This is a genomic window from Microcoleus sp. B9-D4, from assembly GCF_036705105.1.
Taxonomy (GTDB): Bacteria; Cyanobacteriota; Cyanobacteriia; order Cyanobacteriales; family Microcoleaceae; genus Microcoleus.
On sequence record NZ_JAUBTS010000003.1, the window covers coordinates 64,481 to 86,710 of the forward strand.

General features: G+C 42.2%; 18 protein-coding genes and 1 pseudogene. 13 read left to right on the forward strand and 6 right to left on the reverse strand.

What is annotated here, in order from left to right; genetic code table 11:
- Positions 1 to 7: 7 nt before the first annotated feature.
- The 4 genes from QUB24_RS02630 to QUB24_RS02645 form a co-directional block, all read right to left on the reverse strand.
- Complete coding sequence (locus tag QUB24_RS02630; RefSeq protein WP_333150359.1) at positions 8 to 1,168, reverse strand: hypothetical protein; 1,161 nt, start codon at positions 1,166 to 1,168, stop codon at positions 8 to 10.
- Between the two features lie 156 nt (positions 1,169 to 1,324).
- Positions 1,325 to 2,473, reverse strand: a complete 1,149-nt coding sequence (locus QUB24_RS02635; RefSeq protein ID WP_333150361.1) for an alcohol dehydrogenase catalytic domain-containing protein — start codon at positions 2,471 to 2,473, stop codon at positions 1,325 to 1,327.
- A 25-nt stretch (positions 2,474 to 2,498) separates the two neighbouring features.
- On the reverse strand, positions 2,499 to 3,830 hold the full coding sequence (locus QUB24_RS02640) for a D-arabinono-1,4-lactone oxidase (protein WP_333150363.1): 1,332 nt from the start codon (positions 3,828 to 3,830) through the stop codon (positions 2,499 to 2,501).
- 131 nt (positions 3,831 to 3,961) lie between these two features.
- Positions 3,962 to 4,516 (reverse strand): FAD-dependent oxidoreductase, encoded by a 555-nt coding sequence (locus tag QUB24_RS02645; protein WP_333150366.1) that lies wholly within the window; start codon positions 4,514 to 4,516, stop codon positions 3,962 to 3,964.
- A 616-nt stretch (positions 4,517 to 5,132) separates the two neighbouring features.
- Here QUB24_RS02645 and QUB24_RS02650 point away from each other — a divergent pair.
- The 10 genes and pseudogenes from QUB24_RS02650 (at position 5,133) to iscB (ending at position 16,813) form a co-directional block, all read left to right on the forward strand.
- Positions 5,133 to 6,623, forward strand: coding sequence for a cyclic nucleotide-binding domain-containing protein (locus QUB24_RS02650; RefSeq protein WP_333150369.1), 1,491 nt, complete (start codon positions 5,133 to 5,135; stop codon positions 6,621 to 6,623).
- A 519-nt stretch (positions 6,624 to 7,142) separates the two neighbouring features.
- Positions 7,143 to 8,177, forward strand: coding sequence for a substrate-binding domain-containing protein (locus QUB24_RS02655; protein WP_333150371.1), 1,035 nt, complete (start codon positions 7,143 to 7,145; stop codon positions 8,175 to 8,177).
- A 22-nt stretch (positions 8,178 to 8,199) separates the two neighbouring features.
- Positions 8,200 to 8,859, forward strand: a complete 660-nt coding sequence (locus tag QUB24_RS02660) for a Coq4 family protein (protein ID WP_333150373.1) — start codon at positions 8,200 to 8,202, stop codon at positions 8,857 to 8,859.
- A gap of 44 nt (positions 8,860 to 8,903) precedes the next feature.
- Entirely contained in the window at positions 8,904 to 9,725 is an 822-nt protein-coding gene (locus QUB24_RS02665) for a HalD/BesD family halogenase (protein WP_333150375.1), read from the forward strand.
- 598 nt (positions 9,726 to 10,323) lie between these two features.
- Complete coding sequence (locus tag QUB24_RS02670) at positions 10,324 to 10,869, forward strand: hypothetical protein (protein ID WP_333150377.1); 546 nt, start codon at positions 10,324 to 10,326, stop codon at positions 10,867 to 10,869.
- A gap of 18 nt (positions 10,870 to 10,887) precedes the next feature.
- Entirely contained in the window at positions 10,888 to 11,925 is a 1,038-nt protein-coding gene (gene pstS / locus QUB24_RS02675; protein ID WP_333150380.1) for a phosphate ABC transporter substrate-binding protein PstS, read from the forward strand.
- A 190-nt stretch (positions 11,926 to 12,115) separates the two neighbouring features.
- Entirely contained in the window at positions 12,116 to 14,182 is a 2,067-nt protein-coding gene (locus QUB24_RS02680) for an iron uptake porin (RefSeq protein WP_333150382.1), read from the forward strand.
- Between the two features lie 58 nt (positions 14,183 to 14,240).
- Positions 14,241 to 14,459 (forward strand): annotated as a pseudogene (locus QUB24_RS02685) (IS701 family transposase); the annotation flags it as partial.
- Positions 14,460 to 14,581: 122 nt separating this feature from the next.
- Positions 14,582 to 15,208 (forward strand): hypothetical protein, encoded by a 627-nt coding sequence (locus QUB24_RS02690; RefSeq protein WP_333150384.1) that lies wholly within the window; start codon positions 14,582 to 14,584, stop codon positions 15,206 to 15,208.
- 321 nt (positions 15,209 to 15,529) lie between these two features.
- On the forward strand, positions 15,530 to 16,813 hold the full coding sequence (gene iscB / locus QUB24_RS02695; protein WP_333150386.1) for an RNA-guided endonuclease IscB: 1,284 nt from the start codon (positions 15,530 to 15,532) through the stop codon (positions 16,811 to 16,813).
- A 131-nt stretch (positions 16,814 to 16,944) separates the two neighbouring features.
- On the opposite strand, the gene QUB24_RS02700 is transcribed toward iscB, so the two are convergent.
- Positions 16,945 to 18,870 carry a type IV secretion system DNA-binding domain-containing protein gene (locus tag QUB24_RS02700; protein ID WP_333150388.1) on the reverse strand — a complete coding sequence of 642 codons (1,926 nt, stop codon included), beginning with the start codon at positions 18,868 to 18,870 and terminating at the stop codon, positions 16,945 to 16,947.
- A gap of 264 nt (positions 18,871 to 19,134) precedes the next feature.
- Here QUB24_RS02700 and QUB24_RS02705 point away from each other — a divergent pair, with 264 nt between their 5' ends.
- The 3 genes from QUB24_RS02705 to QUB24_RS02715 all read left to right on the forward strand — a co-directional run bounded on the left by QUB24_RS02705 (position 19,135) and on the right by QUB24_RS02715 (position 21,289).
- Complete coding sequence (locus QUB24_RS02705) at positions 19,135 to 19,884, forward strand: hypothetical protein (protein ID WP_333150390.1); 750 nt, start codon at positions 19,135 to 19,137, stop codon at positions 19,882 to 19,884.
- A gap of 79 nt (positions 19,885 to 19,963) precedes the next feature.
- Positions 19,964 to 20,164, forward strand: a complete 201-nt coding sequence (locus QUB24_RS02710) for a DUF2283 domain-containing protein (RefSeq protein WP_333150392.1) — start codon at positions 19,964 to 19,966, stop codon at positions 20,162 to 20,164.
- A 102-nt stretch (positions 20,165 to 20,266) separates the two neighbouring features.
- Positions 20,267 to 21,289 (forward strand): DUF5895 domain-containing protein, encoded by a 1,023-nt coding sequence (locus tag QUB24_RS02715; RefSeq protein WP_333150394.1) that lies wholly within the window; start codon positions 20,267 to 20,269, stop codon positions 21,287 to 21,289.
- A gap of 222 nt (positions 21,290 to 21,511) precedes the next feature.
- Here QUB24_RS02715 and QUB24_RS02720 read toward each other — a convergent pair whose 3' ends face one another.
- A complete protein-coding gene (locus QUB24_RS02720; RefSeq protein ID WP_333150396.1) occupies positions 21,512 to 22,216 on the reverse strand; it encodes a hypothetical protein in 705 nt (234 codons plus the stop codon).
- Between the last annotated feature and the right edge of the window lie 14 nt (positions 22,217 to 22,230).

Sequence of the window (22,230 nt, forward strand, 5' to 3'; positions counted from 1 at the left end):
ATACCGATCATCTTGCTGTTGCTATCTCAGATTCAAACTGAGCTTGAATCAGGTTAGGATTGAACTCACTCTGAGCAACAATTTGAGACTGATGTGCCATCTGAATCCATTTTTCTTTCTCTGTAAGCTGATTGATAATTTGGAAGAGTTTTTCTTCATCCATTCTACTTAGATAGCTGTACCAGTTATGCTTTGTTGCCCAACTTCCCAAAGCTGTATCTGGGGGTGCCAAGATAAGAACTGGCAGACCTAAATGAGAAAACTCAACTAACTTACTCGGAAAAGAAGTAGCTCCCCAAGGGAACTCAGAGAGATTAAAGGGATAAAGCACTAGTATGCAACTTGCTTTATTTTCCAAAAAACTGATGACATCTGCATTTCTTGGAAATGGTTCTTGATACTCAATGTTTGGAAAAGCATTGAGCAACTCTACTACACCAGGTCTATTTTTGGGGGTAACTAGTAAAAAAGTGCCGTTGATTTTTTGTAAAGTAGAGGCAATGCTATGAATATAAGAAATTTGACTTGGATAGATATTTCCAGCGTAGGCAACGACAGGAGAAGCTGTAAATTTATCTTTCCATCTGGCAAAGCTTTGATTACTCCCCTCAGGAATTGGAATCAGAGTACTGATTTTATCAGGGTTGTTCACTTTGTACAAATCACCGAGTTCTTGTGATACTGACCAAATTTTAGTAGCTTGGTTCAAAACACTTTTCCAGTTTTTTCTAATTAAATGGTGTTCCACCTCAGATTTGGCCCTAACTTCTTCTTGATCGTGAATAATGACAGACAGAGGAACCTGCCACGTTTTTGCAAGGTAAGCAGCAAATATAGAATAAATATCGTAAAGGACGGTGACAATTGCTGTTGGTCGCTTTTGTAATAGAACTCTCTCACATTCAAGTTGCCAATACCAAAAGCGAATTTCAAGTAATTTGGATATTTGAGGACAATAAGGAAGCCACCACCATCTACGCATTGGTAAGGGGATAGGCTGCCAAAAGTCTGGAAAATTTATGCCAGTAAAAGACTGTTGTGGTGCAACAATAGATATTTCCCAGTTGCTTGAAAGCCGCCTTAGATGTCGATTAACAATGATTGGGCTACCAAAACCTTGTTTTGGAGGACAACCGTATGAAAAGAGAATGTGCTGTTGTTTTTTCATTAAGAAAGAAGTTTTCCCGTGCAAATGTACTAAAATTTCCCTGAATTACTTGCTACACAATCAATCTAGCTGGTAAACGCTAATATAGCGTACACAAAGCTGTCCAATTAGTGTCCAATACTGTTTCAATGAGGCGAGGAACAGTTTGAAGTAGCTTTACCCAGTCAGCGCTACTACTCCTTTAATATAGTCCGGTTCTAGGTGATCCTTAGTAAAGGCTTGAGGAATAGCTTCAAAGGACTGGTAACAATGGGTAATCCAGGAAGTCACATCGATGTGGTTTGTTGCAAGGAAGCTAAGTGCCCTTTCGTAAATTAATGGGCGTCCGTCACTACGGAACCCTCCTGACGCCCCGGTAGCAGCAACCAGCGTTGGTTCCATAAACTGCAAGTTATTGAGCACTCTCAAATCTACACCTGCATGACCGTAGCCGTAGAGTAAAACGGTAGCCTGTTTGCGGATTAAGGCAGGAATAGAGTTGAAGACGGAACCAGCGCCACAAGCATCAATTAAATACTCCACTCGCCGTCCACCAGTCTTTTCTTGCACAACTTCAACTAAATCAACAGTTTTGGGGTCAATAACTTCCGCACCGAAACTTTTAGCTAACTCCTGCTTTCGCTGATTCGGTTCGCTGACTAAAATCAAGCCATCATATCTCAGAACTTTGTAAAGATATTGAATGAATAATAGCCCTGCTGGTCCTGCACCAAAAATTAGGATTGACCGCACACGTTTATTACTATCTTCAGCGTTGATTTCATAACGTTTGTAACAGCGTGCAACCCTATCTGAGGCGTGAATGATACAACCAAGGGGTTCTGTCAGGGCTGCTGCAATATCTTCCAAATCAAAAGGAATAGGGATGGTATTTACAGCAGGAATCGCTATGTATTCGGCTAGTCCTCCTGGTAACCCAGTGATGCCATGTTCCTTGTAAAACTGACATTGATGGGAATCGCCACTGGTACAGTATTCACAATTCGGCTTTCGCCGTCTGCTAATGCAGTTTAACCCCTGATCAATAATTACATGATCGCCTACCTGTAAATCTTTAACTTCGCTCCCTAGTGTTTCAATAACACCAACAATTTCGTGGCCTAAAATCTGCGGCTGTTCTATCAGTGGAATAACCTTTCCTCGCCGATCTATATTATAATTGGCTTGCCCAGAAAAAATGTGAAAATCGGTGCCGCATAGTCCTACTGCTGAAACACGTACCAAAACATCATGTTGTTTTGCTTCAGGACGAGATATTTCACGCAATTCTAGCTGATTGATATTGCATAATACTAACGCTTTCATACTTATTTCCCTTCTATACTATTATCTATGCCTCATCAAAAAATATCCTTTCAAGATAGTCATTGATAAACATATATTTTGGATCAAGACTGTTACGTATAGTTAGGAATTCGTCCCACTTTGGATACAGTTTACGGAAATGATTTGTACTCTGATAATGGATTTTTCCCCAATGAGGACGACCTTCCAAAGAAATCATTAGCGCATCCACCTGCTGAAAGTAATTTTCATAAGGAATCTCCTGCCCAAAAGGGCGATAGATGATAACCCCTATGAAACAAGTTTCTCTTCCATAAGAAAGACTCAGCCAAGCATCATCTTTGGCTGAAAAACGAACTTCGATAGGGAAATGAACTTTAAATTTTGCCTCATCAATCAAATCACGCAGCTTACGAATAGCTGTAGCAGTATTTTCGATTGGAATAGCATATTCCATTACATACTGACGGATTAGAATAGTTAGGTTAAAAATTTGGTAACTCAGAGCAATCCGCTCTCGTTGACTGCTGAAAAACAAGTAACGAAAGCACTGATTAATTGTTGGGACGATCCCAGGAACATGAACTGATAACCAGAGAGCAACTTCATGAAGGTAATTTCCCAATATTACGTCTTTAAACCAAATAACAATAGCATTTTTTGGAGGATCGATCGGTTGAGCTGTCCGATTACTACTCATCAAATAAACATAATTCGTATGAGGGAACCACCAAAATGCAAAGTGTTCCGATTGATTTAACTCTTCGAGATGTTCTAGTGCGTAGTCTAAAGTAGCTGGACTCCCCAGCCAACGTAAATTAAAAGCAGATTCACAAGAAATAGTTACTGTAGAAATAATTCCTAGACACCCCAAACTCACCAGAGCCGCTGCAAAAAATTCCGGTTCTTGTTCTTTTGACAAAGAAATTACTTCCCCATTAGCACATACCATAGTTAGAGCCGTTATCTGTTGTGAAATACCACCAAAGTTGATACCCGTTCCATGAGTGCCTGTACTAATAGCCCCTGCAATTGTCTGTTCTGAGATAGTACCAATATTTGAAAGAACTAATCCGTGATGTTCAATAAAATTATTAATTTGTTTTAGGGAAATACCCGCTTGAACGGTAACTGTACAAGCTTCACTTTTGATTTCTAGTACCTTGTTATATTTGACTAATGAAACTAAATGAACTCCATTAGAAGCAGCAATTCTAGAACATGAATGACCAGAGCCAACTACCTTAATGCGCTCACCAACATTAGCTATAGACTTAACCAAAGAGACTATTTCATCTTCAGTCGTTGGCTCATGATAAGAACTCGGTTGAGAAGAAACATTACCAGCCCAATTAACCCAGTATCTTACAGAATTCATAAAATAATTAACTCAAGTTGCTAGTACAGTTTGACAGCAAGTGCTGCCATGTCCACCTAGAAGTAAACACCGCGAGAGCGATAATCACCCAATCCTCAACAAGTTGCATCAACCCCTGCCAATTATCTAGCTCAAAGCAATGATTCAACTCTCTCGTCTAAGACTTCCCCTTTGGGATGTTGTGCGATCGCCACCTCAAGGGCTGACAGTAAGTTGTGAAAATCAACTGACCCTTCACCGGGGATAAACAAAGCTTGGTACGCTGGGTAGGAATTGTTGGCATCTAAACCGGGAACGTCGTCTGGATCGACCCACTCATGGGGTTCATTATAGGTTTCTAGTTGGGCTTTCATGCGCTTGAGATTGGCGCGATCGCGATCGCCTGCACTGTTACCGATAATAAATGTCCTTTCTGTGGTAAATATCTCTTGCGCCGATGCCTCCCTCACGCTATCGAGCCAATCAGGGTAAATCTTCTGGGCTTTGATCCGAAACTCCAGTTCAAGCTGTTCTTCGAGAGTCTCTTGGTCGGCAGTAATCTCGCCGTATGCGCCCAACATAGCACCACTAGCCAGCGAAGCTCCATCACTATTCTGCTGTTGGAGATAGATCAGCACCACCTTCAAACCGGAACGGGCTAGTTCAAAGGCGATCGATTTACCAATAATCCCACCGCCAACAACCACAGCATCGAATCAGAAGTGACTGGTGCCGTTGTCCTGTAAAGTCATTTGTTTTTTGCCATTTTTATTCTGCGTAACATTTCTAGTTTCTTTAAACAACATGTCGATCAATATTACGTTTTTTTGCAAGCCTTTGTCAAGGCTATTAATCCCGATCGTCTAACAAATATACTAGGTTCCTACTTTTCCTACTTTTCCTACTTTTCCTACTTGGCCTCACAGAATAATTTACCTGCAAAAAACTTGAAAATAGCTTGACTTAAACAACTTAACCTGATATAGATAAGTAACCAATATAAATCCAGCAAGGTCTGGCTGAATAGTTTACTACGCCAGGGCGAAAAGTATGGAAAGAAGTTTACATATTCCTGAGCAAAATTAGGAAATAAGTAGCAGAAGTTGAGTTTGGAAAAATAAGCGTTTAAACAGTAGACACTTGACTGTTGAGAGCGAGATGTTTAATACGGAAATTTAACCCTCCGCCCAGTTCTAAAAACAATCCGCCGATGAGAGGGCTTGACTAATAACCATTCATGTTCAGTAAAGCCAAATTCTAACTAATCGAAAGCTGCTGAAAAATACTTACTACTCATTGTTTATCATTCGTTAAAAAAAAGTCATGGATAAATCACTTCTGGGATGGCTATTGCTTTTAGGGCTGGGATTTCCCTTGTTTGGCATATTGCTTGGTGAAGCCGCTGCAAGATTGGAACGCGAGCAACACCCCTTAGCAGTGGGTCTGCGTCAGGTGCGCGAGTATCTCTTACCGCCGTTAGCCGTGCTATTGGTAATGCGGCAGCTTTTGAACGTCGCTGGCAAAGATTCCTGGGCACGTTTTGTGGAAACGTTAACTTGGGTTGCCGTTATTGTAGCGGGACTTTCTTTAGTCAATGCCCTACTGACGACAAAAAAAGAAACTATTAAATGGCAAATTCATGTACCTAACCTGTTTTTTCAGGTAGCTAGGGGTGTAGTGATCTTAGCCATTGGCTATTACATTCTCAATGGAGTTTGGGATATAAGTTTTACTGGCTTGGGCTCCAGTGTGGGGATAGCTTCAGCAGTAATTGCCCTAGCGCTGCAAGATACCCTCAGCAACTTGGTATCAGGATTGCTGCTGCTATTTGCCAAACCATTCAGAACCGGTGATTGGATTGAGGTAGACGGAAAGCAGGGGCGGGTACTAGAGCAAAACTGGTGGTCGGTCACCATAGGAACTCCTGCCTGGAAATTAAACGTTCCCAATGGAGTGTTGTCGAAGGCAAAGATTATCAATTACGGCCAGGGAGCAATGTGGAAAAATATTTCTGCCAGCTTTTCTTACGACGACTCTCCTAATGAAGTGATTCCAGCACTAAATAGCTTGTTCGAGGGTATAGATCCGATCGAAGGCAAAGGTTTTGCGGAGGTTAGTTCCTATGGAGACTCCAGTATCACCTACGACCTTTGGTATAAAGTGCTGCCCGAAAAAGCTGGTATCGTTGCTCCTGAACTCAAAGTCCGACTTTATTATCTAACTAAACGTTATGGTTTTACCGCTCCTTATCCGATCGCCGTTCAGTACAGCGTCGATGCTCAACAAGGGATACCAAGCCGAATTCCCCAAGTAGTAGAGAACCGCCAACCGGAATTGATAACTTATTTGCGATCGCTCCCATATTTCCTAACGCTCAATGACAATCAAATTGAAAAATTGGCCCAACGAGCTAGATTTAAAAGCTACGGCCAAGGTGAGCTAATTATTCAGGAAGGCAAAGAAGACGAGGGACTTTATATTATGTTCAAGGGTACGGGAGAGGCTTACCTAAAAGATGAAAAAGGCGATCGCAAGATAGTGGACGAGCTTGAACTTAACGAAGCCTTTGGTGAAATGGCTATCTTTCCAGGAGAGGTAAGTCCAGTTACAGCGATCGCCAAGGCAGATGTTGAGGTTGTAGTCATTCCCGCCGAAAAGATTGTCGAAGCAATTGAATCTAACCACAAATTTGCCTCAGAATTTCTCCAATATATCGAAGAACGCAAAAAAATGGTTCTAGTTGCCAAAGGAATTAAGGAGGATGTGAAGCCACCGAGCAATAACAATGGTAGCCGAATACCAGTGAGAAGATAGTTAAACTGTTGACTGTGGACTTTTGACTGTGGACTGTTAACAGATGAAGCGTGAGGTTTTTCGGATGGGATTTACAAAAACATTCCGCCCTGAAAGCGGAGTTTTTAACCCTGAATTTTTATAGAATTATAGCAACCGCTAAGGGGATGCCGGACACGAGCGATCGCACAAATAGGTAGCTTTTATTACTTCTGTTTCCGGCCTCCTACCTTCTGCATCCTGCCTCTTGCTATCCTGAAATTAGCGCTAAAATAGTTATTTGTTTGGTAATTTTAGGGTTGACTTTTCCGGTTAAATAGTGTAGATTTTGTTTAGTGGTAAAGTTTAAATTTTGCCTCAAATAAATACGCTACATTCAGGTCAAGTAAACACTACATTTTTCCAAAAAGGAGACTAAAAATACACTAACAAACTTCCTATTTTTTTCAATTTCCCTCCTAACTACCTGGGTGGTTCCCATATATGTCATCAATCAGGATGAGAATAAGTAGAGCAAAAATTTACATAAATTACTTATTTTTGCTCAACCTAGTTTTAGTATTAACAGCCTGCGCTGGTCAATCCAAAACCTCACAAGCAAATATTGGCAATCAAGCTAGTGCGGATCAAGCTTCCAAAGAAAACTTGGGTATTCAGAAAGTCGAGGGAAAATTAGTTAAATCACCCTCAAATCAAGACTCAGCTAAACAGGGGATTGTATTACCCGAAGTCAATCCCCTGGAGCTAGAGGGAACATTAGCTATATCAGGAAGTCAGGTAGTTTTGCCGATTAGTCAGGCTATTGCTCAACGCTTTATCCAAGACGGGTATCCCAGCAAGATTAATCTCGCTGGTATTGATACTCAGGTTGGCTTCAAGCTATTTTGCGAGGATAAAAAGGTAGATATTGTCAATGCAGTTCGCCCGATTACCAGTCAGGAGTTAGCAGCCTGTGCCAAATCAGGTGTTGAGCCGATCAACTTTCAAATAGCCACCGATGCTGTGACCATTGTAGTCAGTTCTCAGAATAGTTTCCTCCCACACAGTCTGACGCGCGACGAACTAGCAAAGGTATTTACTGTTCAACATTGGTCAGATGTCAATCCCAAATGGCCAAAAGAGCTGATTAAACGCATTGTCCCAGCGGGGTCTGGTACTGGAGGCTCTGTTGACCTGCTTTCCCAAGCTATTTTCCAAGGGAACGTCAGCCAACTTACTAATGCTCCCAATACGGTATTTTATGACTTTGTAGAGCAGTTGCACTCAGAAGCTTTAATTAATCCTTACATGGTTGGCTTTTTAGAGTATGCCTCCTATCAACAAAACCGAGACAAGTTGAGGGCTATCGCTATTGATAGAGTAGACCCTTTTCTGTCAACATATCCGATAACTCGTCCGCTGTATATTTATGCGGATGCCAAAGCGATTCGGCAGCGATCGGAAGTAGCAGGTTTTGTTAACTATTACTTGACTTATGTGAACGAAGAAATTTCTAGTTTGGGCTACTTCCCAGTTAAACCAACGGTATTGGATGAATCAAAAGCTAAGTTTTTACAAGTGAAGGGTAATCAATAGTTAACGATTGAGGAAAAGGCAGATGCATAATGGTTATACTGGTTCAGAATTTACCGATATTTTAGTCAAGATGATTGGTTTAGCAGTCAATCCCTGCTCACTAAACAATATTCTTGGAATATCTGAGTCAGTCCGAGATACTATCATTGAAAGAAATAAAGAGAAAGCGGAACAACTCATATACGATAATATCCCTGGTTTAGAAGAGCTATTTCAAGAGAATTATAATCCCGTGCATCCTCTTGAAGAATTAATTAAGATGCCAACCAACACTCTCGGCTATATTTACGCAGAACATATGGCTCGTAATAACTTAGAAAATTTTCCTTTTATTTCTCAGCAAGAGTACGATCGATATCATTTTTTTTTCGGAAGAATCAGACAAACTCACGATATTATTCATGTTGTTACGGGATTTGAAACGGATAACTTGGGAGAAATCGGCATAGAAGGGTTTTATCTCGGTCAAGCGACGATCACCAATATATATTATCTGCTGATAGCGAGAATGTCTCATATTCTGTTTGACGATAAAATCTTTGACTGTCAACTATATTTACAAAACCTAACAAAAGGTTTTCAAATGGGACAGAATGCTGAAAAAATATTAGGTTTAAGATGGGAAAATATGTGGCTTGAAGATATGGAAATGCTGAGAAATAGATTAGGAATAATTGGTTAATTGTGTGGTATCATATTAGAAGCTTTTCAGACCACACTCGACAAATGGAGCCAAGTAAAGTGTTATCAAAAATTTCAAAAATTATCAATCTTGATAAATATCCTATCCACGACTTAGAGAGTAAAGCGGGAAAGATATTGCTCGAAAAAGCGCGTCAGGAATTCAATAGTAATAGTTTAACTGTCCTCAACAACTTCTTGCGTCCAGAAATTGTCAACCAGATCGCATCTGAAACACAGTCAGATGATGTCACCAAGAGCTTCTGTTTTACGGGGTCTAATAACGTGTTTTTAGGTACTCAAAATGTACAGAATTTTCCTCCTGACCACCCAAGTTATCTTCAAAAGATATATACTAAACGTACCCTAGCATACGATCGAATATCTTCAGATTCTCCGCTCAAGGTATTGTTTCAGTGGAATCCTCTTGTGGCTTTTGTCTCATCTGTAGTTGGTCATGAAGTCTACAGATCCGCAGACAAACTTGGAGCAATGACAGTGCATATTCACCACAACAATGACGAGCAAGACTGGCACTTCGATGTGTCAGAATATACTATCGTCCTCCACATCTTGGCTCCACAGATTGGAGGAGTGCTAGAGTATGTACCTTGCTCTCGTTCGGAAGTAGAAAAAGATACAGAAGCACTGGCAAAGATTATCAGAGGAGACAGACATTCTCTCACTAAAGACCTTCCCACCATTCCTGGTGTCTTTGTATTGCACTCAGGAAAGCTTTCCATGCATCGCGTGACTCCTGTAGAAGGCACTATCCCTCGCATCAGCGCTACCATGTCCTTCAATCGCCATCCCAATTTTCAACTAAACGAATACACCAGACAGTTGTACTTTGGAAGAAATGAATAATAAATGCAATCGGTATGAAGTTAACAAAATTTCCTTCGATCTTGCAAAACTTAGATCGCAGAAAAAGTAGACATATTTCTCCTAATATTCCTACTTTTCCTACCTTACTTCCTGGGTGTAGCAATGACAGGGAGAGAGGGGTTGGTATCGAGAGCAGTTTTGGCAACTGATAGCTCAGATCGAGTTGCTGTGTAGAGTTTTCCTGAAGAATGTTCCTACTTTTCCGACTTTACTTATTGGAAAATAAAGATTAAGGTATTTAGCAAATACATTATATAAACATCTCGTCAAAGTAACGAAACAGAGATTACAAAAGGAGGCAGGAGGCAGCAGGAAAGAAGTATGAATAAAAATTTGAGTTCTAGGCATAAATCCCTGTTTCAAAGCAGAATTGTATCCCCATGCTTCTCATCGAACTCTAGCAACTGCGAAGGCTGCGCCGGACACGATCGATTGCTGAAACCCTTTCTATTATTACTTCTGCCTCCTGCCTCTTCCCTCCTGACTTGACTGGGTTAATGCTGGAGAGAAGGAACTGAGTTGCCGAGTATTTTTGCACTCTGAAAAATAATGAACCAGAAAAAAAACTAAAAAAATTATGACTCTCTGCACAACTGCTTCGTGGAAAATTTTAAGAATTGCAGGAATAGCTGTCCTCGCCTCCTCTGTTTATTTGAGTGAGACTCAAGCTCAGTCTTTCACTCCCAGTGGAAGTTCATTAATAGCCCAAAATCTAGGAGGCATAGTCCGAAAAATACCCCTGGAAGAAGTAGCACTTCCAGCAATGTCTTCAGCAAAGACAGCGACAAATGCTGCATTTAGCCAAGCCAGAATTGAACTGAAGTCAGATGGTTCGTTAATATACATACTCAGAGGTAAAAACCAACAAGGCTTTGAAGTTGAAGTACAAGTTACTCCCACTGGCACTCTTATTCAAGTTGACGAGCAAATAGAGTCCAGTGGAGTCCCTGAAATTGCTCTAAAAGCTTTCAAAAAATGGGCACCAAATGACCCACTTATCAGCACTTGGCGGAGTACCCGTCTTGGCGAATTTTTCTATCAATTTGTCATTCGGGATTTTTGGTTAGAAATTGCTGCTGATGGTAATAAAGTCGTCATTTACCGCAAAAAAATCAATATTTAACACATCAACAGTCAAAATATGCAATTTGGCGGCACAGAATCCATGAAGATATTTACGGGTAATTGGCAGAGAATTGTCGCTGCCACACTAACTGCAACAACACTTGCTTTCACTACTAATGCTGCTTTTGCTCAATTACTTAAGGGTGCTGGTGCTTCTTTTTCCGAACCTCTTTATCAACGTTATAGCGCCGAATACGAACGGGAAACAGGCGTCAAGTTCAACTATAGTTCCATTGGCAGTGGAGGTGGCATTCGGCTGTTCATCAATAAAACACTGGACTTCGGAGGTACTACTTTAATTCCTACCCCAATTGAGAAAAATCAGATGGAAGATGGGTTGCTAATGGTACCCACAGGGGGAGGGGCAATAGCTATTGTTTACAACCTTGAAGATGTGACCTCCGATGTCAAGTTATCTCGCGAGCAACTGGCACAAATATTCACAGGTAAAATTGCCAATTGGAACCAAGTTGATTCCCGTTTTCCTAACAAAAAGATTCAAGTTGTAGTTCAATCCGATAGTAGCGGTACTACCTTGACTCTCACTAAATACTTGCGAAAAATTACGGGTGGAAAGATAGAAGCGGCGCGCGAACCTAATTGGGGATTTCAGGTTTTCGCGGCCCTTCCTCAAGATAGTGCAGTGGCTGGAGAAGTACGAAGGATTGATGGTGCGATCGGCTATGTGCAAACAAGCTTTGCTCGTCAGAACAATCTGGCTACAGCTAGGATTGAAAATCGGGCTGGTCGTTACGTGGAACCGACTTTAGCAGAGACTGAAAAAGCCCTAGCTAATATCAAGTTTAACGATGATTTTACGACGGAAGATATTGATGACCCAGAAGATGGCTACCCCTTGGTTAGTTTGAGTTGGCTACTATTTTATGAAAAGTATCCCAACGAAACTCTTGTCCAAGCTAATAAGAACTTGTTGACATGGATTTTAACTAAGGGTCAAGCATTTAATCGAGAGTTAGGGTATACGAAAATTCCCGAAGATGTAGCTAATAAAGTGATTAAAACTGCCAATAATGAATTGAGAGTTCGTCCTTAATGAAGAAGGCAGGAGGCAGGAGGCAGAAGGCAGGAGGAGCTTTCTCAGTAGGGGATTCGACCCCTCCTGCCTTCTGTCTTAAACCCTTGCTCCATGAAGGTCGCAGCAGGAGACACAGGGCACTTTTCCTCCTGCGTTCGGAGATAAAAAGGTTTGTTATCCATTGTATGTACGATCGGAAAGAGAAATTATGAGCAAATTGAGTCTGCCGTTGCCGCTAACCTCATTAATACTGGGTTGTAACTTGTTAATATTACCTCCTGTCTGGGCGCAAGCAAATCTTGCCGATACTCCAGAACCTGAATCTCAAACAACTATAAATGCAAATTTGCCCGATAAGAATGAGGCTACTGAGCAAGTTATTAGATTGGCAGACACTTCAGGTGTTATGGTTACAACTGATGAAATTAACACGACTAACGAATCTCTGCGTCCATCATCTGTAACAACTTTTAACTCAAATGATTTTGGGGAAGAATCCCAAGACTTGTCGGTTAGTAATATTGAATCGTCGAATATTCCTCCAACTCCTATTAGAAAGGAGGAGAGCTATGTTCCACCCTTTTTAAGCGGGAACGAAGGTGAAGAGGTTAGGGGCGATCGAGTCTTATCCGAGAAGTATTGGGAAGAATTATTGAGTAATTCAAATGCGATTTCTAGCACATTGGAAAATCAAGTATCTTCTGCTAATAGGTTGCCCTCAGTCAACGCGGATGATGAACCTCAAGTCCCCAAAATTCCTACTAACCAATTACAACCGCCCCAACTATTTAGCCAACCACCCGATGCTATGGATGAAGTTACCAGTGTCACAGATTTGCGAGATGTTAGTCCGGGCGATTGGGCTTATGAAGCGCTGCGAAGCTTGGTAGAAAAATATCGTTGCATTGCTGGTTCTGGCAAAGCTACTTTCGAGGGTAATCGTGCTATAACCCGTTATGAATTTGCTGCTGCTTTTAATACTTGCTTAATTAAGGTTGGACGTATAATTTATAGTTTGAGCAATACATTCCCCGATCGAGAAGAGTTGGCAGTTGTACAAAGGCTACAAGCAGATTTTGCTACTGAATTGAAAACCCTCACAACTAAAATAGATAATTTAGAACAGCGAGTAGACTCTCTTAACGACAATCAATTTAGCACTACTACAGTGCTCCGGGGGACAGTAGATTTTAATTTAATTAGTGCTTTTGGAGACGAGAAAGCTGTTCCTTCTGGGGAAAATCCCAGGGACGATTTGAATGAAAATCTCACCTTATCATCCCGCATAAATCTCAACTTTGATACCAGTTTTACAGGTCGAGACAGATTACGCACTAGCATTCGGGCTGGAAATGTCAGCAATTTTGGTAGTAGTATTACTGGAACAGATATGACTCGCCTGATTGGTGCCGTTGACACTACCAATAATGTTAGGCTAGGCTCGTTGTTTTATGAGTTTCCGATAGGTAAACGCGGTAAAGTAGCGATCGCACCTCTTGCAGATTTTCCGACTCGTATTTTTCCGGCCCTTAATCCTGTTTCTTCTATTTCCAATTTTGGTGCTGAAAGTCCTATCTATTCGTTTGCTTTTGGTACTGGTGCTGTAGTCTACTATAACTTCACCGATAAAATTGCCGCTGGTGTCAGTTATTTAACTACGAGTGGTAGCAATCCAGTTGAGGGACTGTTTGGCGGTCAATATACTGCTTTAACTCAGTTAACTTATACTCCATCTAATAGGTTAGCGATCGCTTTTACCTACGGTCGTTACTACGCTTTGGGTTCAAGTGTTAATGTAACTGGGGGTAAGGGCAGTAGATTTGCTCAGTTGCCTTTTGGAGAAAGTACGGCGACTTCTTCTAATGCTTTTGGCTTACAATCTACTTATAAGTTGAGCAATAAGTTGATTTTAGGCGCTTGGGTTAGCTATTTTAATGCTAGGGCTGAGTCTTCGCCTCGTGTGAATGGTTTAGATGGTTCACAGGGATCTAGTGCGGACATCTGGAGTTGGGCAGTTACTGCGGTAGTGCCTGATTTGGGTAAGTTGGGGAGTCAGTTAAATTTTGTTTTTGGTATGCCTCCGAAGGTTACAAGTAATGATGTTTCTTCTCGCTTAGACCGCGATAGTTCGCTGCATTTTGAGTTGTCTTATCGTTATCCACTTACTAACAACATATTTCTTACTACGGGAGTTTTGTTGATTACTAATCCTGAGCATAAGGCTGCTAATGATAGTATTTGGATTGGCTTATTCCGAACTACTTTTACGTTTTAATTAAAAGGGAAGCGTATGATACAGTAATACTCCGGACAGTTTTCAAATAGGGATGCGATTGAGACATTTAATTTTGGTATTTTGTGCCTACACTTTCATTTTCTGGCATACCTTAACTGGAGGATTAGGACGCAGTTGGACAAATAAACCTTTAAACACCTTGACTGATGCGCTCTCAGCGTTTCGGACAGCCATATCTTTTCGGTTTGTGAAATGGCTGAACAAAAATTGGAACGTATTCTCTGCTTATAAAGCTAGTTTCGGCTTTGTTTGGGCTTTAAATTTGTTTAAGTCCCGTTATTTACAAATATTTTATAACCAAAATGCTCATTATTAATCAACAGCGTGCAGGCGACTAGCGTCGCGCCCTCTGGGTAAGCTGTAACTGTCTTACCACCGATGCAATTAATCACCCTCACTGATTTAAGTTTTCTAGCCAATCCGACACAACTAACAGTTCCCATTGAATTGAAACAAGAGAAATTTCAACTAATAATGAAACAAACTTTATTGAAACTCCCCACTGAACCTCTGCTACTTGCGAATCCCAAAGTGGATAAGTGGATTATGGAAGTTAGTTTGCTATTTCCAGAGGTATTTGAATGGGAACCTCCTACATTCTTAGTCGATACTCAGTTTAGCGCTAAGCTTAATAAAGATGTATGCGTACAAATCAACGCCAATGCAGCTTTTCTTGAACGTCAATCCGTCCATTTAATTGAATGGGCAATCCGCCATCCTGCATTAAATTGGTCTGACCGAGTAAAATTGTGGACAGCAGCCGAATCTCTCTCGCTGTCGCCAGAAAATATCAAGCTAACCGTGTTAGCACTGCACCCCGCCCATCCGGGGACGAGGCATGAAATCAGTTGGGACAGCCGGCAACACGCGCAGGCGAAAGACTGGCTCGCGTCCGCGCTGGCAGGACAGGCGAGATGGCCTGTTGCTGCTCGAAGAACATCACCGCCTGCGATCGCACCCCTAACTCATTTCGACATTGAGGGAATTCCAGAGGTAGAGATTTAGACTATTGTCGCAGTCGCTCAGAATGCGATCGCGACGCTCAGAATCCGAATCGATCCCAACTTCCAGGTCAAGGCCAGTCACGAACTCGCCGTCAAGTCCTACGGACTATGACGGGAGCTTGTTAAAAGCTCGCTCCGTGACCAGACTAAGGTTCTCAAAACCTACGTTATTCAGCTCATGAAACCTACAAATACGTGCCAGTTTGTAGCTCTTTCGTACAGTTTTAAACAGGCTTAAACGAGTTAAACCAGTGAGCTGTACCTAACAAGGATGAATAACATTGTCGAGGCAAACTATACCCGAAAGGAGAGACTCAAAGTAATGCGAGTTTTCGTACTAGACAAAAATCTCAAACCTCTTGACCCGTGTCATCCAGCACGGGCGAGAGAAATCCTCAAAAAAGGGAGGGCTAAGGTTTTCAAACGTTACCCGTTTATTATTGTGATGCAGGAGAGAACAGTTGATGAATCTACAACACACTCACACCGAATCAAGATCGACCCCGGTAGCAAGGTTACTGGGATTGCTGTTATCCAAGAGAAGACTGGACGTGTCACGAATGCCTTAGAAATTTCCCACAGAGGACAGCAAATTAAAGACGCGCTCGAATCCCGGAGGTCATTAAGACGAGGAAGACGTAACCGTAAACTTCGTTACCGTAAGCCCCGTTTTCTTAACCGCACTCGTAAACAAGGATGGTTGCCACCTTCCCTTGAAAGTCGAATTGCAAATATTGAAACCTGGGTGAGACGAATTAAGAAACTGTGTCCGATCGCAGCAATCTCTCAAGAGCTTGTTAGGTTTGATTTACAACAGATACAAAACCCGGAAGTTAGCGGTGTCGAGTATCAAAGAGGAGAGCTTTTCGGCTTTGAAGTTAAGGAGTATTTGCTCACCAAATGGGGAAGAAAATGTGTCTACTGCCACACTGAAAATGTTCCGTTAGAGATTGAGCATATTCTGGCAAAATCAAAAGGAGGAAGCAACCGTGTTAGTAACTTAACGTTAGCTTGTAGGAAGTGTAACGAAGCTAAAGGAAATAAGCCGATTGAACAGTTCCTCTCTCGTAAGCCTGACTTGCTCAAAAAGATTTTGAGTCAAGCCAAATCCCCCTTGAAGGATGCAACTGCTGTTAATGCTACCCGATGGGAACTGTACAGAAGACTACAATCAACTGGCTTACCCCTCGAAGTGGGAACAGGCGGTAGAACAAAGTTCAACCGTAAGACCAGAGGAATTGAAAAACATCACTGGACTGATGCAGCTTGTGTAGGAGCATCTACTCCAGAACGTCTACTTCTCAAAGACGTAAAACCTCTCCTAGTGAAAGCAAGAGGATACGGGACTCGACAGCGATGCCGTCCTGATAAGTACGGATTTCCAAAAGCTCATGCTCCGTCATCTAAGTACTTTCAACATTTTCAAACGGGAGACATCGTTAAAGCTGATATCCCTTCAGGGAAGTTTGCAGGTCAATATGTTGGTCGAATTGCCATCAGGTATCGCCCTAGTTTTGTCTTGCAACTATCAACGCAAAAAATTGACGTGCATCCCAAATATCTAAAAACCATTCACAAGGCTGACGGCTATGAATATCAATCCTGAAAATAAGGATGCCCTATCGGGCAATTTGTTTGCTGGTGGCAATTCCCCTCCCGTTAACCAAGAGCGGGTATAACGGGAGTCCCCTTGCCACATTTAAGATGGAAAATTTTCCATTGGCTCGCACACTCCCGCTAGCGCTTGCCAATACCGCCAGTGGCAAAAACCCGCCTGGAACGCCCAGTTTTACTGACAACTGAGTCTAGCGGGTCAGAGGCAAATTTATTGCCTGAACCTGGTGGAATCGGTGATGGGGATGGAACGTTACCCCCGGCATCTGGCAGCGGTAACATCCGTTCTGCTTCCTCAATGCGATCGTACAAAGCGGCTGTAAGCTGGTCAAGACTTGCAAGTTGCACCCGACTCTCCAGCCGGAACCTGACCTCTGTATCCCAGAGAGCCTCACTCTCGCTTTGCCGCTGCAAATCGGCTTTGGGAATGGGTATGGTCAGCGCGTAAGGAATTGACCCCTCGCCGCCGGAACTGTAGCCGGGGTTCGTAATTACACACCGTCCCTGGGGGAACCGCAAAATTTCGTCCACCGAAAACAACGGCATTTTTTGAAGCGACTCGTTCCAACTAATAGATTGATTGCTTTGAGATTGGCCGCCCATTGAACGGCTGGTGGACTTGCTTTTCAGCAAAACTTCTTTTTCTCCGTAGCGATCGGAGTATTTTTTTGCAGTATCAGTGTTACCCGGATTGAATAAAATATGAGTGCTGCAAGCAGAGGCGATCGCCGCCCCCATTTTCTCTCCGTACCCTTCGTACAGTTGTTCCAAACTCTGAATTCCTAGAATGAAACAAGCTCCATTCGAGCGATATTCGTTAATCCACTGCGGCATCCGATCCAATCGAATGGAGGGAAATTCATCGAGTGAAATAACCAGTGGATCTTTCCGAGGGCGACTTAAGTTGGACACGACGAGGAGGTGAATCGCGGCTGCTAGCAGAGGCCCCACGACGGAGCGCCGCTCGTCATCTAATTTGAAAATAATCATCTGTCGGCCTTCTATTTTCGTTGGGATGTCCGACTTTCCCAAAAATGCTCGCAATAGGTCAGCTTGGATAAAACTGCTGAACGTTCCGGCCGCTGTCGTCAGAATTCCTGAAATAGTTTTTTCTGCTTCCTTAGCGCTCAAAAATTGGTTGAAGCTGGTAGCGACCCACTCATCGATTCGACGGGATTGAACCGCATAGTCAATCCGCTTTACCAAATTTGGCAACCTCAAAATTGCATAGAGCATTGCCATATCTGGATATTTAGAACCCTTGACTAATTGAAGGAGTGCTTTAGCCAATAAGTCTCCAGCTTTTGAGAAAAATTCATCACCTTTTCCATTGCCTGCACTCGCATTTCTATTAATAACCTGACCAATTTCCCCCGCCATGACCGAATCTTGAGGCGATTTCATAAAGTCGAGAGGATTAATAATACCTGAATAGGGTTCTCCCGGTGCAAATACCGACACTTGGTAGCCATACCGCGCTGCCAGAGGTGCGTGGAGTTTGAGCTGATCTCCTTTCTTATCGTAGAGAATAATCGGAAATCCTTGCACCATTGCACTTTCTAGCGCCCGATCAATTGTCGAAAAAGTTTTCCCCGATCCAGGTGCTCCAATTACTAAAGTTGACCGTTCTGCATGAGGGAGCCAAACAGTGGGAGAAGAACCCAAAGCTGTCTGAATAGTGGTAACAAAACCTCTAAGTTTTTTCCCCTTCCACCAATAGCGAGGACTGCCACACCATAGCGTGACTTTATTATGTTTTCGTTCTTTAATTTGTTTCAAGGCAAGCTGAGTGGCTGCCATTTTTTCGGAAGTTCCGCATACTTTGCCAGTGGTAATTTTGCCCTTGCCGTTCCCTAGAAACCGAGACAGTAAGAGGAGGAAAATCAGCGCCCCTATTGTTAGATACCCATCCGGGTTATTATATTGTTGGAAAAGCCCGCCTAAGTCGATTGACGATAGAGGTGAGGGTTGCTGTGTTCTCCTTTGAGTTTGAGCGATAACTGGAGTAGAGTTAGCCTGTGCTATCAAAAATTTAATCTCAAAATTCATCTGACTTGTAGTTACAAATTATTATTAGCAAACAAGTTAGCTTAAATCAAAACTAATCAGTATTAGCTCAGTCTTAAGAACGAATAATTACAGCCAACAGTTCTAACTTTTGGTAGAAAGCACTACGTAAGTCCTGATTACTAGCGCAGCTTCTCTTTCCCTAGTCCCTAGCCCCTAATCCTAACAGCCTTAGCAGTTGCTATATTATCTCTGCTAACGCAGCCAACTGGATAAAAAGCAAAATTCTTGAGAGATATTTTTACCGTGAATAAGAAACAAAAAGAGTGGCTGTCAGAGCTTTTGAAGAGACATCCAGATTATAACTTTTTAAAACGCAACACGATTCAACTAGGAAAAGGTGACATTTTGCTGACATTAGAACGTACAGAATGGATCTACATGGGAGCAGTTGAAATAAAATATTCAGGAGCATATATCCCAGGATTAAAGTGGCATTATCTTAAAGGGAAACTGTCACGCAATGGGAAATTACTTTCTGACTTAACTTATAACTGTAAAGTCATGTCTTATCCTCACTGTCCGCTTACGCCTGACTCGTTGACAAAATCTAACTTAGAAAGGACAAAAATTCAGGAAGGAGAACAGATGAATTTTCCTTTTCACGAAGCTGTACTTGTGGTAAACCAGCCCCCATTACTAAAAGGAAGTTTTTACCGAGCCAAGCGGTGGTATAAGCGTAAATCAGAACAATTGCCTGTAACAAACAGTCGCCGCACTCCAAAACCTTTCCAGCGCGAACTGCCATTTATGAAGCCAAAAGTCCTAGCTCCAGATACTAAATTTGTCCCTCTAGCCTGTACTGATGGCACTCTCGTACAGGTTCCTGAATATCTGATAAAGTTATTAGACGAAGCCAATGCTAGCACATCTGAACAAGCAGATGCAGCTTCTTTGTACGCGATCGCGGGTTTGAAAGCAGCTATCAACTTGGTAGAAGGACTGCCATTATTGCGAGCGAGAGCGGTAAACCCCAAAAGCCACACCCTTGTCTAAGTTTTGGCAAAAGTTGGCATACGCTGCCATACTTTGTACTGGACAAATCAAGTCAAGCGATATTGGCAGGAGAATACAAATGAAAGTTAAATACGATGCAGAAGCAGACATTCTGATTTTTATCTTCCGTGATGCGTTTCCAGCCAATGCTATCTCTGAACCTGGGGGCGTGATTGTTAGTTATAACGAAACTGACGAACCCGTTAGCATCGAATTTCTCAATGCCTCTAAGCGTCAACTGTTTAATCCTCAATATCTCATACTAACAATCGCAACGTAGTTGATGTGCTTTATCAAGGTAACGCAGCAATGATTATTTACTGGCTTAACTTGGAGTTAAGGCTACCGCCTTTCTGAGTTGCTCTTTTCAGCAACTTTTATAATGGTTAAAACTAATAGCAAAGCTAAAACTAAAACCCCAGTCAAACCAGAAATAACAGAAGACACAACTCAATTTGACTCAGAAGACTTTGATTTTGAAATTGACCCCGAACTCCTAGAACCCGGTCACAATCAAGTAAGGCGACCAATTCTGCCCTATGGCATCGTCATCAACGAACAAGTGGCGGGAATATTAATTCCAGAGGATCAGCTAGAAAAAGCCAATTGGTTTGTCATGCCAACAGAAGAGGAAATGACTACAATTGGACTAACAGAAGATGTTACAGGTCTGCTGTTCTCTAAATGCCACTTATGCGTGTTGGGATTCATCCCTGAATACATTCGTTACAAAAATGACGTTCCCGATCTAGGCGGTAGTGTTGTCGGGCTGTACGAAGAGTATAAAGCTCAACTCGATAAAAAGATAATGGATGTTGTTAGCGAACACGCCATTGTCTTCTTGGATGAAAACAATCGTCCCAGACACAGCACGCCTATTGTCGTCAGATTTAAGAATGTTGCGCTTTGGAGCTTTAAAGCAGCCAGAGACGAATTCTACCGTTTGTTGGAAAAAGCATTCGCCGACTATTTCCAAATTCCTTTCAGCGGGAAAACCGATAAATGGCGGAGCCTCGGCATCCTAGAGGTGGAGTTCAAAGGAGTTAAAGAAGGTGAAGGCTCTAATAAGAGCTACTGCTGCAAAACTGTCAGCTATACCAAGCCAACTGCTGATAATTTCCCCTTTCTATATCTGGGACGCCCGCAGCATAAAAATGCGATTTGGGGGCTGCACGATATCATTGCCGGATTCACTGAAACTCCTGCATTACCAGGTACAGCCGAACCGCAAATTCAAGTGCTGCCACCCGCTGCTCGTAAAAGAGAAAATGGAAAAAAGCAGACCGCCAATCATAAATACCCTCGGAAAATTGCCGCTGAAGTAATAGAAGAAGAGGATGATTTCGACGATTTAGATGAAGAAGAGGAATTCGACGATGATTTTGATGCGGAAGCAGATGACTAACAGTCTCGGTTAGTTACTTTTGAAGAAGTGCCTCATATCCAGTTAGGGAGCGAGGCATTTTTTTCTTATGCAAAACAGGATCTCGCTAACAGATAGTCAAGCTCAAATATAACTTTTCTCAGTAACATGAGTTACGCTCGCAGATAGGGCTGACGGGCTGACGGGCTTGCCTCCATTCCCGCCTACCTCACTTTATTGAGAACTGCTATACTTTAAACTCGCCTATTGCATTTTATGGGGAAGCTCAATCAAGGAACTGTTAGCTAACTGGTACTGGCGACCGTTGAAGCAAAAAAACAACTGCCGAATACCATTTTGTGAGTGCTGCTGTACTTGCAAGCAAGGCAAATCAGAGGTTTTTGAGGGGTCACTTACTACTTGAATTAGCGGTCTCTTCGGTGGCAAGTTGTCGTTTAAATAACTAGCAAATACACGAGTAGTAGAAACGTTTTTTCTGAATAAATATCCAGCATATAAGCAACCTCCTGCTCCACAAACTCCAGGGCTGTTAAAATTAAAAATAACTAACCTGCCTGCTGGTTTGTTTACAGCCCAAGCCAACACATTTGATGCTGAATCCTGGGGGTTAAGCTCAGAATTTTCGGCAACTATGCCTTGAACATTTTCAACAGGGATGAGTCTAGTAGCAGGTGTCCATGAAATCGTTGTAGCACTCGCGGTACAACCAGTAGTTCCTAACAACACTGATAGCAGCAAGAACAAGACCACTCCAAAGCGGAACCACCGCCCAATAAATAAAAACGATGATACTCTGGACCCCGAATTATTTAGGGAATTAGGAGCGGGGTTTGGGAGTTTCTTCTGAGAAGGTTGAGAAAACAGTAATAAATTTTTCTTTCCAGCTATGATTGGTGGCTTCCCTATGTGTTCTGAACCAGAAGTTAGTTGTTGATTTTTGCTAAACATTGATTTGACCTCCG